At 41.6% G+C, this 14,037-nt stretch carries 11 protein-coding genes; 8 read left to right on the top strand and 3 right to left on the bottom strand.

The genetic code is table 11. The features are described from left to right. Positions 1–27: 27 nt before the first annotated feature. Positions 28–1,830, bottom strand: a complete 1,803-nt coding sequence (locus tag LAY41_RS08165) for a hypothetical protein (protein WP_249096165.1) — start codon at positions 1,828–1,830, stop codon at positions 28–30. Positions 1,831–2,014: 184 nt separating this feature from the next. On the opposite strand from LAY41_RS08165, the gene LAY41_RS08160 reads away from it, so the two are divergent. The 8 genes from LAY41_RS08160 (at position 2,015) to LAY41_RS08125 (ending at position 11,831) form a co-directional block, all read left to right on the top strand. After that, a complete protein-coding gene (locus tag LAY41_RS08160) occupies positions 2,015–3,286 on the top strand; it encodes a glycosyltransferase family 87 protein (RefSeq protein WP_249096163.1) in 1,272 nt (423 codons plus the stop codon). A gap of 417 nt (positions 3,287–3,703) precedes the next feature. After that, positions 3,704–4,351 (top strand): class I SAM-dependent methyltransferase, encoded by a 648-nt coding sequence (locus LAY41_RS08155; RefSeq protein WP_249096160.1) that lies wholly within the window; start codon positions 3,704–3,706, stop codon positions 4,349–4,351. 1 nt (position 4,352) lies between these two features. Then, on the top strand, positions 4,353–5,666 hold the full coding sequence (locus LAY41_RS08150; protein WP_249096157.1) for an FAD-dependent oxidoreductase: 1,314 nt from the start codon (positions 4,353–4,355) through the stop codon (positions 5,664–5,666). Further along, positions 5,666–6,664, top strand: coding sequence for a glycosyltransferase family 2 protein (locus tag LAY41_RS08145; RefSeq protein WP_249096155.1), 999 nt, complete (start codon positions 5,666–5,668; stop codon positions 6,662–6,664). The genes LAY41_RS08150 and LAY41_RS08145 overlap by 1 nt, the downstream gene beginning before the upstream one ends. A gap of 161 nt (positions 6,665–6,825) precedes the next feature. Next, complete coding sequence (locus LAY41_RS08140; RefSeq protein WP_249096153.1) at positions 6,826–7,644, top strand: glycosyltransferase family 2 protein; 819 nt, start codon at positions 6,826–6,828, stop codon at positions 7,642–7,644. Positions 7,645–7,661: 17 nt separating this feature from the next. Continuing rightward, positions 7,662–8,435: a Rossmann-fold NAD(P)-binding domain-containing protein gene (locus LAY41_RS08135; RefSeq protein ID WP_249096151.1), complete on the top strand. Its 774-nt coding sequence runs from the start codon at positions 7,662–7,664 to the stop codon at positions 8,433–8,435. Between the two features lie 8 nt (positions 8,436–8,443). Beyond that, a complete protein-coding gene (locus LAY41_RS08130) occupies positions 8,444–9,259 on the top strand; it encodes a sugar phosphate isomerase/epimerase family protein (RefSeq protein ID WP_249096148.1) in 816 nt (271 codons plus the stop codon). 316 nt (positions 9,260–9,575) lie between these two features. Next, positions 9,576–11,831 carry a hypothetical protein gene (locus LAY41_RS08125; RefSeq protein ID WP_249096145.1) on the top strand — a complete coding sequence of 752 codons (2,256 nt, stop codon included), beginning with the start codon at positions 9,576–9,578 and terminating at the stop codon, positions 11,829–11,831. Positions 11,832–11,898: 67 nt separating this feature from the next. Here LAY41_RS08125 and LAY41_RS08120 read toward each other — a convergent pair whose 3' ends face one another. Beyond that, entirely contained in the window at positions 11,899–12,801 is a 903-nt protein-coding gene (locus tag LAY41_RS08120) for a 3'(2'),5'-bisphosphate nucleotidase CysQ family protein (RefSeq protein ID WP_249096144.1), read from the bottom strand. A gap of 183 nt (positions 12,802–12,984) precedes the next feature. Continuing rightward, positions 12,985–13,863 (bottom strand): sugar kinase, encoded by an 879-nt coding sequence (locus tag LAY41_RS08115; protein WP_249096143.1) that lies wholly within the window; start codon positions 13,861–13,863, stop codon positions 12,985–12,987. Between the last annotated feature and the right edge of the window lie 174 nt (positions 13,864–14,037).

The raw sequence follows: 14,037 nt of genomic DNA, 5'->3' as shown, positions 1-14,037 counted from the left end.
AGACAATTTCTGGATATCGGTCATGTACTACCGATGCAACCGGACAGAATATAAGTTATCGTTTGTTTTGATAATACATTCTGCCTTTAGCATCACCAAATTTTTCTCCTGAAAAACAGAACAGCGATCGACAAATTTTGATAATGCCGGAATAGTTCCTTGTTCTAACCTTAATATAGCTTCTTTTGCTGCTGGCTGATATAGCTCGATCCAACGCCTGTTAGCAGAATCCATCTGATTAAAATAATCAGGTGTAAACGCTGAACTATCCAATAGCCAAAAATCCACGCCATACTTTTGAATAAATTGCCGCACTTGGTTGATATCGGGATTGTATTGAGCGTTAATCAAATCCATTACTCTCTGGCGAATTTGAGCATAGTACTTTGTATGGAAAGGTAGGGAATACTCCCTTGCCACTAAAATTGGTCGTTGAGCAAAGGTTGGTAGGTTATTGGCTTCTAATGATAAGGATGCTACTAAACTATCTTTCGGTTGCTGTTGCAATAATTTATAAAGTTCAGGAACTTCACCTACTACATATCCCGGCCTTGGGAAGAATCTCAAGGAGTTAGGATAAAAGACTATTGCTAAAAAAATCAAAAAGCTAAAGATTAAAGGCCAAAGAAATATTTTTTTCTTGATAGTGCTGTTTACCCCCCTCAATCCCCCCGCAACGGGGGGACGATAAAATCGGAAGGCGGCATCCATTAACAAAATTAATAGGATTGCGGAAGCGATCGCAAATACAATCCGCAAGCTATGCTGTGTGTATCGGCTAGGGCCATAAAGCTTAAACATTAGGAGATGTGCGGCGAAAAACATCCCGAAGGATGCGATCGCAGTTTCTACTAAAACTTTAATCTTGCTTGTCACCTGACTCGTTAAAGGGAAGCGAGACGGAAATGCCAGTAAAACTGGTAATAAGATGCCAATAAAAATTTGTGCGGGGCCAACATAAGGAAAAATGCCAGTTTCGGGCCCAGCAAACCAATATCGCAACGGATTGTTATCGTAAAAAAAGCTAACTCTGGCCCCTGCCATGAAATCTGGTATCAACTTGGCTTGACTAATTGTAATCAGGGGGCCAAATTTAGAAGATGCCAGCGCATAAGGAAGTAGGGATAAAAAGGCTACTCCTAATCCTGTGACGCTGAAAAGATAATCTTTGCGATCGCGCGATAATGTCAGCCGTCCTTGTGACCAATTCAGCAACCTCAGCAGCAAGACACCGCCAGAAATGAACGCCATCGGCGCAAAAAATAACCCCTGTAATGCGATCGATACCAACGTAGGTATCCACGAACCACGCAACAAATAATACAAAAACGCGGCAAACAACGGATAAGCGAACGCTTTAGGAGTAGCCGAAGATACATCATTTCTCATCCAGATACTGTGATTCAACAGCAATGCGCTGAGAAATCCGGCAGCTGGCACCGGCAATATCTCCATAGAAACGCCAAAAACGTAGACTGTTGTCACCAATCCCAGTATCATTGGTAAAATTTTACTCAGCAGCAGTGGCGCAACACCCATAACTGCCATCAACCAGTAAAAACTCGCAAATCCCGGTGGTGTAATAGATTGATAATACTCAGCCATCAAATCGTTACGCAACAATTCGCGATCGACAAACCGCTGCATCCAAAACACAAACTGCCGCGCATCGTCCTGTGCCACATATTCGCTGCTGAAGGCTTTCTGGAGAACTTGAAAAGCGTAAATTGTGGCAAAAGTCAAGCTCAAAACAAACCAGAAAATTACTCTCGGTCTAGAGTTTGTGGAAATAGGCGCGGTGAAAAATTCGTGCAGACGTTTGATTAGCATGACAGAATTGCACAACGGGGGTATGATTTTAAAGGTTGGCGGCACCCAAATACTCCTCGGTTAAGGATATTTGGCCTTTGTAGGGGCGAAGCATTCGGGCAGAAAATCTAGGTTATGGGTAAAAAATTGTTGTCCGAATGCTTCGCCCTACCCTTAACTCAAACTTAAGCTGTAATCGTTTTCTATGGTAATTTACCTTATCTATGGACTTTTAATTTTAGCTACAGTTAGTCTAAATAGTATCGTTATCAAATCTAAAACGCAAGGTTTTAGTTTGTGGTTGAGTTACGGTTTACCTGCCTTAGCAATGGCGATCTTCTCTTGGATTGTCTCTTGGTCTAATTTCTGCGGTGACTTTAATAAATCTTACTATCCCGCTGGCAGACTGATTATTGAAGATCCATCAAGGTTATATGAGTGGGGTAAAGGTTTAGGATTTGTCAATATTCCGATTTTCGCTATTTTATTTACACCTATTTCTTTTTTGCCGAAACTTGCTGCTCAAATTTTAATTACCATTCTAGGATTGATATGTATTTTCCTGTCGGGATATCTGTTATTAAAACTAACCAAAGCTTCGGGATGGCAGAAATTAGCAATAGCAGGACTGATTTTAGTTAATGGCCCTTTATACTACAGCTTAAAACAAGGAAATTCGACACATTTTGTGTTTTTAATGCTGATTGCCGCTTTATTTTGTATTCGCGATCGACGAGAAATTTGGTTGGGAGTTTTATTAGCGATCGCAGCTTTAATCAAAATTCCCCTTTTCGTGCTAGGGGTTTATTTTGTCATGCGGGGACGCTGGCGAGTCGTAGTGGGATTTAGCGCCGCACTACTAGCTATTGTGGCTGCATCCGTACTGTTGTTTGGCGTAGATTTACACATAACTTGGTTTGAAAAATGTATTCTCAGTTTTGCGGGTAAACCCCTAGCTGCATTTAACGTTCAGTCAGTAGATGGTTTCTTAGTTCGTTTGTTGAATGATGTCGATTTAAAAAGTTGGCAACCTTTAGAAATTGGCTGGGAATTCAAAGTATGGCGTTACTTGCTAATATCAGTATTAGTCGGAGGCACTATCTGGGTTTGCTGGCGTTCTAAACCACCGCGAACAATAGAAAGCGAATATTTAGAATTTTCGATCGTCCTTTGTATCGCATTGCTAATCGCTCCGATTTCTTGGACACACTATTATTTATATTTAGTGCTACCATTATCCTTGTACATTTGCGATCGGCTAGCAGTTCCTCAAGGAAAAATTTGGTTTAACTCGATCGCGCTATCCACTGCATTGGTATCGCTTCCGGTGATACTGGATAAACCAAGCAATCCCATATTCCAATTTTTTGGCTCGAAATTCCTCGTTTCTCATTACTTCTTCGGTGGACTCATGTTATTGGGAATACTATTAGCTGCCAGATGGCACACAGCCAAACACTCTCAACTCCCTGTCTGACTATCTTGTGAGATCGTTAAATTCTCTGTTGTTATCGTTGGTTAAATTTTTACCGCAGATGTAGACAGATGAACGCAGATGAACGCAGATAAGAATAAGAATAGAAATTTTTTATGTAACCCAGGACTTACGCAAAAACCAAGGTTTTGCCCCCCGACCCCCCAAATTTGGGGGGAGAAGATCCTGTTCCCCCCAGATTTGGGGGGCTAGGGGGGCGAAAAGCTTAAGTCCTATAACCGATGCTACGAGACATGATATGAATGGTACTAAGTTAAGGGAGGCAGAGCCTCAAAAACATCGCTCCCAGGTTGAACCTGGGAGCGAGAAACAATCTAAAATCCTCTCTTGCGAAGGTGGGCATCGTGACGGGAACCGCCAAGACGCCCACTTCGCGCAAAATCCAAAATCCAAAATCGAATGAACCTCCGACCAAATCAACGCACCAAACTAGACGATACAGATGATAGTCTGTTCTACTCTTTCCCGCGTTTCGTCACTCACGTTGACGAAGGCTTTATCCAACAACTGACGGATTTGTACCGGGAACGCCTCAAGCCTAACACCCGCATTTTTGATATGATGAGCAGTTGGGTTTCCCATCTACCAGATGAGATCCAATTTTCTCATGTGGAAGGTCATGGACTTAACGAAGAGGAACTGGCGCGTAATCCCCGGCTAAATCATTACTTTGTCCAAAATTTGAACGACAACCCCAAGTTACCTCTGCCGAATGAAGAATTTGATGCCGTCCTAAATTGCGTTTCCGTCCAGTATGTACAATATCCAGAAGCAATTTTTTCCGAAATTCATCGCATCCTGAAACCCGATGGAATAGCCATTATCAGCTTCTCCAATCGAATGTTTTCGCAGAAAGCAATTGCTGCGTGGCGCGATGGTTCGGAAACCAGCCGAGTTGAACTGGTAAGACGCTATTTTGAGTCGGTGCCGGGATTTAGCACGCCGGAAGTTATTATCCGCGCTTCTACGGCTCCCAGCTTCTTACAATGGATGGGGGTTGGCGGTGGCGATCCGTTCTATGCGGTAATTGCCTCTCGCTTGCAGTAGGGTGCGTTACGTGGTGGAAGGCAGTACCCTACTGCGCCAGATCGGCCTTTCTACACAAATTTTTCCAAAAAAACTTCTGCTAGGAGACAGTATTAGGTATAATTCACTAGAAGCATTTTGGTCTGAAGAGTTGACAATAATAAATTCACCAGTCTTTTATCCTGGCGGGGAGAGCGTCAAAGCATCCAATTCTGACAACCCTTCCTGCTATGACGCAGTTGTCATCGGCGGCGGCTTTTTCGGTTGCCGAATTGCGCTGTATCTAAAAGAACATCTCAACAAAGTACTCATTGTTGAACAAGAAGCTGACATTCTCCAACGCGCATCTTATGCTAATCAAGCTAGAGTTCACAATGGTTACCACTATCCGCGCAGTATATTGACTGCTTTGCGTTCCAGAGTTAACTTTCCTAGATTTGTCAGCGAATACCGAGAATGTATTGATACCAGCTTTGATAAATATTATGCGATCGGTAAAACCATCTCAAAAGTAACTGCCAATCAATTTAAGATATTTTGTCAGCGAATTGACGCTTTTATAGAACCAGCGCCTCCAAACATCACCAACCTTTTTAACAGCACCGTAACTGAAGGAGTCTTTTCTACTAAAGAGTATGCCTTTAATGCCGTAAAGCTCAAACATAGAATGTTGAATGACCTGGAAACAGCAGGCGTAAAACTTAGCGTCAATTCAAAAGTTATCAAAGTACAAAATACCGATAACTTAGGCATCAAAGTTTTTATCGAATCTTCAGAAACCTTCGACATAGTTACAACAAAATACGTCTTTAACTGCACTTATTCAGCCATCAACCAAATTCTTCATAATTCTCATCTGCCAACAATTCCCCTGAAGCACGAGTTAGCTGAAATGGCATTGGTAGAAGTTCCCGAACCGCTTCGCAATCTCGGTATTACAGTTATGTGCGGGCCATTCTTTTCCATCATGCCTTTTCCAGCAAGAGGACTGCACACCCTCAGTCACGTTCGGTATACTCCCCACTGTTTTTGGCAAGACAAAGACGCTGATGTAAAAACAGTTAATCCTAAAGTTGGAAATAAAACTAACTACCCATACATGATCAGAGATGCAGAAAGATATATGCCGATTCTTAAAGACTGTAGATACGCCGACTCTCTGTGGGAAGTCAAAACAATTCTGCCTCAAAGTGAAGTAGATGATAGCCGACCGATTTTATTTAAAAAACATCACGGCTTAAAAAACTTTTATTGTGTATTGGGTGGTAAAATTGACAATATTTATGATGTTCCCCCTGAACTTAAATTTTTAGAGCTAACAAGAGGCGTAATCTAATGGCAATTTATGATTTTTTCGTTTCGGTAGTTGCTCCACTTTCTAACGACTCAAAAATTGTTAGACATTTTGTTGCCGAAGTAATGCAAGTATTGCGGGATAATTATGCTAACTACGAACTGGTTTTAGTTAACGATGGTTCGGAAGATGACACCTCCGAACAGGTAGCCGCACTATTAAAAGAATATGAATGTATTCGATTAGTTAATCTCTCTAGAAGTTTTGGGACTGATGTTGCAATTTCCTCTGGATTAGATTCTGTGATTGGAGACTTTGTAGTCGTGATGCTTCCTGAATCCGATCCGCCAGAACTGATACCAGAACTCATTTTACAAGCTCGAAACGGTTATGATATTCTCATCGGCATTCGCAAAAATCGTTCTGGCGAACCCCTGTGGATGAGAGCGGGTGCAAATTTATTTTATTGGAGTTGCAAACGAATTTTTAAAATACCGCTCATCAAAAACGCGACGCAGTTTCGGGTATTGAGTAGAGCAGTTGTAAATGCAATAATTCAAGTTAACGATAAATATCGTTACTTACGTCTCCTAAGTTTCTACGTTGGTTACAGAAGCCGAACTTTTACCTACGAAACCATCAAAAGATACAGAAAACCAAAAGGAAAAGGCTTCTTAGAAAATGTTGATATCGCTTTGCAGGTAATTGTCGTAAACTCTGTGCGACCGTTGCGATTTGCCAGTTACTTAGGACTGATTGCGAGTATTTTCAATATACTCTACATCGGTTATATTGGGATTATTTACCTATTTAAAGAAAACGTTGCAGAAGGATGGGTGACTATATCGTTTCAAAACGCTCTGATGTTTTTTTGCATCTCAATGGTGCTGACTATTCTGTCTGAGTATGTGGGATTCATATTCGATCGGTTGAAAGGATGGCCAGCGTATTATATTGCGGAGGAGAAAAATAGTTCAGTTTTAATAGCCGATCGCGATCGCAGAAATGTCGTGAAAAGCTCAGAGAATATACAAGTTTAGGCTACCAGTTATCGCCGGGACAGTGGAACCCCACCCCCAACCCCTCCCCGCTGCGGGGAGGGGAGATTATTACTCCCCCTCTCCGTTGCGGAGAGGGGGTTGGGGGGTGAGGTTTGTCCCGCCGATAACTGGTAGCTCAAGTTTAGGTGTACAATACCTCGATGACTGAAAAAAACATCTTGCCAAATCAACCAGAATGGGAACTTCCCAACCACAAAATTGATGAATTTTTTGCCAAGCGGAGTCGATACTGTGTCTGCATTCCCGTCATCAACGAGGGGTTAAAGATCCGCACTCAGTTAGACCGCATGAGAGGCATATCCAAAGATTTCGATGTTATTATTGCCGATGGCGGTAGCACCGATAATTCCCTAGCTTTGGATGTCATATCTGAGTTAGGTGTACGCACCTTGCTGACCAAACAAGATTCTGGTAAACTGAGCGCTCAGATGCGGATGGCTTTTGCCTATGCCATGCAGCAGGGATACGATGGAATAATTGCTATTGATGGTAACAATAAAGACGACCCAGAACCAATTCCTACTTTCGCGCAAGCACTTGATACGGGATTCGATCACATTCAAGGTTCGCGCTTTATCAAAGGGGGAAAAGAAATTAATACCCCGTGGATAAGGTTAATGGCAGTCAAATTAATTCACGCTCCTTTAATTAGTCTTGCCGCCGGTTTTCGATATACTGATACTACCAATGGCTTCCGCGCTTACAGCCGTAAGTTCTTGTTAGATCCGAGAGTAGCGCCTTTTCGCGAGGTATTTTCAGGTTACGAACTGCACTACTATCTGGCAATTCGAGCCGCTCGTTTAGGTTTTCGAGTTAAAGAGTTGCCAGTATGTCGTCGATATCCATCAAAAGGGCCAGTTCCTACTAAAATTAGTCCGATCAAGGGAAATCTCATAGTTATGAAAACTTTACTCAAAGCCTGTCTGCATAGATATAATCCACCTTCTACAAACAACTAACAGAAGCGAGGAAGTAAATGAGTACTGCGCTGATTGGATACACGGGGTTTGTTGGCGGTAATCTGATTGGTCAACGTCAGTTTGATGAACTGTACAACTCTAAAAATATTGACTCTATTGCTGGCAAAAATTTTGAATTAATTGTTTGTTCAGGCGCACCAGCCGTAAAGTGGTTAGCCAACAAAGAGCCAATTAAGGATGCAGAAACCCTCGCTCGCCTCAAGGGATGTCTCGGTCAGGTGTCGGCTAGCAAGATTGTTTTGATTTCAACTGTTGATGTTTATCCGGTTCCTATTAAAGTTGATGAAGACACTGAAATAGATACCAAGGATTTGCATCCTTATGGAAAACATCGGCTTGAACTAGAAAGATTTGTGTGCGATCGCTTTGATACATCGATTATCCGTTTACCAGGTCTTTTTGGCTCTGGACTTAAAAAAAATATCGTTTATGACTTTATTCACAATAACAATGTCGAGCAAATACATAAGGATAGCGAATTCCAATTTTATTACCTCGATAATCTGTGGCCAGACATTCAAACAGTCTTGAACAACAATTTGAGCTTGGTGAATTTTGGGACTGAGCCAACTAGCGTTAAAGAAGTTGCTCGCGAAGGTTTTGGAATTGATTTCACAAACAAAACCCCAAATCAGCCAGCCAGATATGACATGAGAACTAAGTACAGTCATCTGTTTGGTAATCCTACGGATGTTTATATGTACTCGAAAGAACGAGTTCTCGGAGAATTGAAAGATTTTGTATCGAAGCAAACTCTGGAAAAAAATTAAAAGTAACTATGAAGATAGCCATTTCTAATATTGCTTGGCAAGTACATGAAGAGGAAGCGATCGCGTCCCTCATGCAGAACCTCAACATCACGGGTGTAGAGGTTGCACCCACCAAAATGTGGAATTCTCCCTTATCCGCTAGTGATGCTGAAATTGCCTCTTACAGAAAATTTTGGGAAAGCCGAGGTATTCAGATTGTCGCCATGCAAGCTTTGCTATTTGGCAGAAATGACTTGACTATTTTCCAGGATGTTCAGAAACGAAAGGAAACTATTGAATATTTATCTGGTATCATAGAACTGGGTGGAAAGCTGGGTGCAACCGCGCTTGTGTTTGGTTCTCCGAAAAATAGAAGTATTGTCAATCTAGAACTTGAAGAAGTTGAACAAATTGCCAAAGATTTTTTTTATGATTTAGGTGAAGTAGCATCCAAAAAGGGTGTAGTTTTTTGCATCGAACCAAATCCTACTGCTTACGCTTGTGACTTTATTACGACTTCCAGTCAAGGTTTAGATCTCGTTAATAGAGTTGATAGCGATGGTTTTGGACTGCATTTAGATGCGGCTGGAATGACGATGAGTGAAGAAGCGATCGGGCCATCTCTCCAACAAGCTTTTCAGCGTTTGTGTCACTTCCATATCAGCGAACCCAATTTAGCTCAAATTGGTACAGGAGGAGTCGAGCATCAAACTTTTTCTAAAACCTTATCTGAGCTTAACTATAAAGGTTGGAAATCCGTAGAAATGAGAGCCCAAAATCCTGATTCAAATATTTCTGGCGTCGAACAAGCATTGCAAATAGCTATTGAGTATTATGCAACCTGAACCTCACCCCCCCAACCCCCCCTCTCCGAAGTCGGAGAGGGGGGAGAAATACACCAAACCTCACCCCCCAACCCCCCTCTCCGATCTCAGAGAGGGGGGAGAAATACACCAAACCTCACCCCCCAACCCCCCTCTCCGACCTCAGAGAGGGGGGAGAAATACACCAAACCTCACCCCCCAACCCCCCTCTCCGACCTCAGAGAGGGGGGTGTATTTCCCCCCTCCCCGTTGACGGGGAGGGGTTGGGGGTGGGGTTCCGTTAATATTTGCATCTTAATTTTTATCAAACCTTGTCCAAATCTAAGCTGAAAAACCAATGTCTAACGATAACAAACCTCAAAATAACAATATATTCGCCATTTTTTCAGTGGCAATAATATCATTTTTGATTTTAATCCCCATTGTCAATGCCATACGTATACCTTTAGGAACAAATAATACAGGATTAGTTTCAATAGCTACCATTAAAAAAATAAGTCCTTATACTAACTACTTACGATTCTTACTTTTCCTTGCAATGCCATTTCTGGTAGCAGTTATTGTCGCGAACAAAAAGCCAGATTTCGTAACCAGACAATGGCAGTTTATCAAAAAAGTATTTGGATTTTTAACAGACACCAAGTTTTATACAGTCATTTCCTTCATTTTACTTTTGTCGTGGGCAATTAACAGAACCTATGGATACTTAAGCTTTCCCTTAGATGACACATTTCACGAAGGCGAATACTTAGGATTTTTGCCTAATTTCCTTACTCAAACCAAGCCATTTTTGAATACAGTTATGATTCACGGTTTTGGTTTGAATGTTTTGACTAGCCTCATCGCCAACAAACTAGCTACTCATTCCAATGTAATTGCCTTAACCCGGTTTTTTCGGATGACTCAAGGTTTGCTTACATACCTAGCTTGTTTTTGGCTAATTTGGGAGATTATCTCTTCGGTCAAATTTAATATACCCCGGCGAAATATTTTTCTTTTATTCTGCGCTGTATTTACTTTTTTTGACGGATTTATTTTTGAAATTGCCAAAGGTATTCACCAAGGTAGAGATGTATATTTATTAGTGCAACTAGCTTTAACTGTAAGATTTTTTAGGATGTCGAGCCTAAACAACTTAAGTAGATCGGAAAAATTTATTTTGCCGACTCTTGTAGGAATATCGTTACCACTAAGTATTCTATATGTGTACGATCGCGCAATTTATTTTATTTTAATTTACCTCGTTTGTTGTGCTTTAGCCATCTTTTTAGACCAAAAATTTTCTAGGGATTGGCTGATCGGTTCTGGTTTTGGTATAGTTACTTCTTCAGTAGCTCTAGTTATTATTTTAGGGGTAGATCAAGTTTTAGCAATACTATCGCAAATCTCTTATTGGGGTCGCTATGGCAGATACATGACATTTATTCCACTACCGTCTCTTAGTTTAGAATCTCTACCAATTTGGCGTTCTTTCACCTTTTTAAGTTTAGTTATAATTTTAGGGTGTATCTATTTATTCCTGGAATATCAGAAGTATTCTAACTTAAAAGAATTATGTGCAAATAATTGTTTAATTATTATCCTATTGTTCTCTTCTTTAGTATATTCAAGAATCGCCTTAGATAGGAGCGATTACGGTCATGTCGCTCCTGGGGCGCTCATGAGTGTATTTTTACTAACTCTGATTTGTGTCAATCTCTTCAAAGAGCAAATTGAAAATTTTAAATTAACGTTACACTATTGGGTGACTTTGCTGATAATTTCACTGGCAATCTTAAACCCATTTTTTAGACCATATAATGCTTATCTAAACCTGGATGCTATTCAAAAAACATACCAGATATCAGATACAAACATTATCAAAAAAGATTATTTAGATGCTTTTAATACTCTCAAGCCTGAAATTGATAAGCTATCCTGTTTTTATGGTCTGACATCAGAAGGTTTGTGGTATTATTTGTTTCAAAAACCTTCTTGCTCAAGATTTATCTACGTTTATTACGCTCAACCTCAGTTCGCTCAAAAACTTGTAGTTAGCGAACTTAAAGAAAAGAAGCCCGGACTAATTTTATTTACGAACGACTTCTGGTCTAACGCTGTAGATGGTATCCAAGTTTCTGACTCAGCTTCTATCATCTATCAATACTTCTTAGAGAAATACAAACCCTACAGGGTTATAGGTTCTCACTGGTTTTGGAATCAGCGAAATAAAAAGCTGACTTTCATTAAAAATCAAGGTATTATCAACAATGGATATATTGATTCAGTAGTGCCTGAAAAAATCAAAAGAAGGCATAGTGTACCGTTGAGTGGATGGGCTGTTTTGCCTAAACAAGTTAGATCGGCAGATGCAGTCTATATCAGCTACGGTTCCCAAAATAAATTGATTGCAGTTGCCAGAGTTAATGCTGCTAGGCCCGATGTTGCTAAAGTATTAGCTAATGATGCTTACACGCAATCAGGTTGGTCAGTCTTGCTTCCCATCAAAACTTTACCTACTGGCAATAACGTCCTGAGAGTATGGAGTTACGATGCTAAAGGCGAACAGCTTCAACAGATAGGTAAAGACATCAATATGAACCTCGTTGATTGAAGCAATTAATTTGTAGGTTGGGTTGAGGTAACGAAACCCAACCTACAATCTATAAAATCTGTATCTATCAACTGTCCAGCTTTTCCAGAACTTCTTTAGCTTGGGCGCACAGTTCCTCATGGCAATGACCGTTGGTAGCTATCAAACAACCCCACTGATTCACATCTCCGCGATTGTATTTCAGGGGAGAACCATCTAGGTAAGTGAATTTGCCGCCAGCTTCTGTCAAAATGAGTTCTGGAGCAGCCATGTCCCAGTCTTTCGGTGCAGATTTGCCGGAAAGAGAGATGTAGATATCTGCCTGCTGTTCGATAATAGTGACGATTTTGCAACCTACACTGCCAACATATTTTTTATTTTTGCAAGGCAATTGCTGCAAGAGATTATTGAAGCGATCGTCTCGGTGGGTGCGACTGACGACTATAGATAAATCCTCAAGATTGTGGCGCGAGGACACCCGCACTGGCGTTACCTGTCCATCGCGAGTTTCCACAAATGTCCCACCGCCTTTAGTCGCATAGTACAGCTTTTCAGTTTCGGGCCATGCAACCGCTGCCACTATTGGACGCCCTTCGTATACTAAGGCAATCTGAACAGCGTATTCGCCTGTCTTGTCAATAAAGTCTCGCGTGCCATCTAAAGGGTCAACGATCCAAATCCAAGGTTCTGGTAAAGGGGATGACAATACTCCTTTGGACTGAAATTTATACGTCTCTTCGCTTAAATAACCAAAGTCTTGCAATCCGAAAGAAGCTTGCAAATTGTCCAAGATGTAGTGGTTGGCGACCACATCAGCAGCTGTAACCGGGCCATCCTTTTTTTCTTGAATATCCAGGTCGCCGGTGTGGGCTTCGCCGCGATAGAAAGACCGGAGGATGTCTGCTGCGCCCCAAGCAACTGAGCGAGCGAGAGCTGCTACTTCCTCTAATCCTTCAAATCGGTTTTCGCCTAAATATTTTAATACTGTCACGCTACGATTCCTTTACTATTTGCAGATTGATGGAGGCTATGATAACTGGAAATTTAATGCAAAAGGCGAGCCTTACGCTCCAAACCGGGAATATGCACGATAATACGTCGTTTTAGCCATATCTATGTAGTAGCACAATCGAAAGTCTTGTGGTGAGCCAGAAATCCTACCTACGCCGTGCTACTACGTAAAACCGGGTTTCTTTGATGACTCCATCCACCGACGAGTTCCAAAAAATTGACAGCTTAGGGAAGCAACTTTAGCCGCCGATGCTAAGGCGGCAGTAAAATTTTGGCGCAGAATGTAATGACAGAAGGCACCGTGGAAAACATCGCCAGCACCCAGCGTATCGACAGCTTTTATTTTGGGAACTTCCACCCACCCCGGCGTACCTTGTGAAATATAGTGAATCGGTTTTTCTCCCTGGGTGATGGCGATATGTGGAATTCCCTGAGATGAAAGATAGATAATTGCCTCCTGCTCATTTTGGCAACCTGGTGGATAAAAGTTAGCCGAACAAACAGCGTAATCGACAAAGGGCAATAACTTTTCAAATCCGGGCTTCCAGCTGCCCCCATCTATTACAACCGGGATATTTTTTGATTTAGCTAACTCTACCATTGTTTGTCCAATTTGCATCTGGTGTCCGTCTATTAACACAATATCGATTCCAAACACAATGTCGGGAGAAACATTTTGCGTGTGACCTTGGGATTTAGTAGCGTTGATGGAAATCACAGACCGCTCTCCTGTAGCTTGAGTAACGATGATAGAAGATACCGGCGGCGGTTCCAATCGAGCCGAATCAAGGTCTTTTATCTCAACATTGTGACTTTGTAAATCAGCTCGGATCAGGTGAGTAATCGCGTGAGTGCCAACTACGCCCAAAAGGGTGGCCCGATCGCCCAAATAACTAAATGTCACCGCTGCATTCGTTGCCGGACCACCCGCTGCAACCGTATAGTCAGTCGCTACAATTTTTTGGTTGTTAGTTGGGGAACCTGCCGCCAGATAGAGGAAGTCTAAAGTTAACAGTCCTACAAATAGTCCCTGTCTTGCCATTTCTGCACTTTCTACTGGGCCTGAAAGAATTTCGCCTCAACCTACAGATAGCTTAGATGCGATCGGCAAAGGCAATAACATAGGCGCGGTAGTTGCTCAAATCTATCCAAAGCGGTTTTAACTTACTCTGCGGATTTAACATACTGGAATTAAAGAATTAAGATTCTAAACTGA

It is taken from the genome of Argonema galeatum A003/A1 (assembly GCF_023333595.1).
GTDB classification, from domain to species: domain Bacteria; phylum Cyanobacteriota; class Cyanobacteriia; order Cyanobacteriales; family Aerosakkonemataceae; genus Argonema; species Argonema galeatum.
The sequence above is the reverse complement of the archived record's forward strand: the minus strand, read 5'-3'. Positions and strand labels throughout refer to the sequence as shown.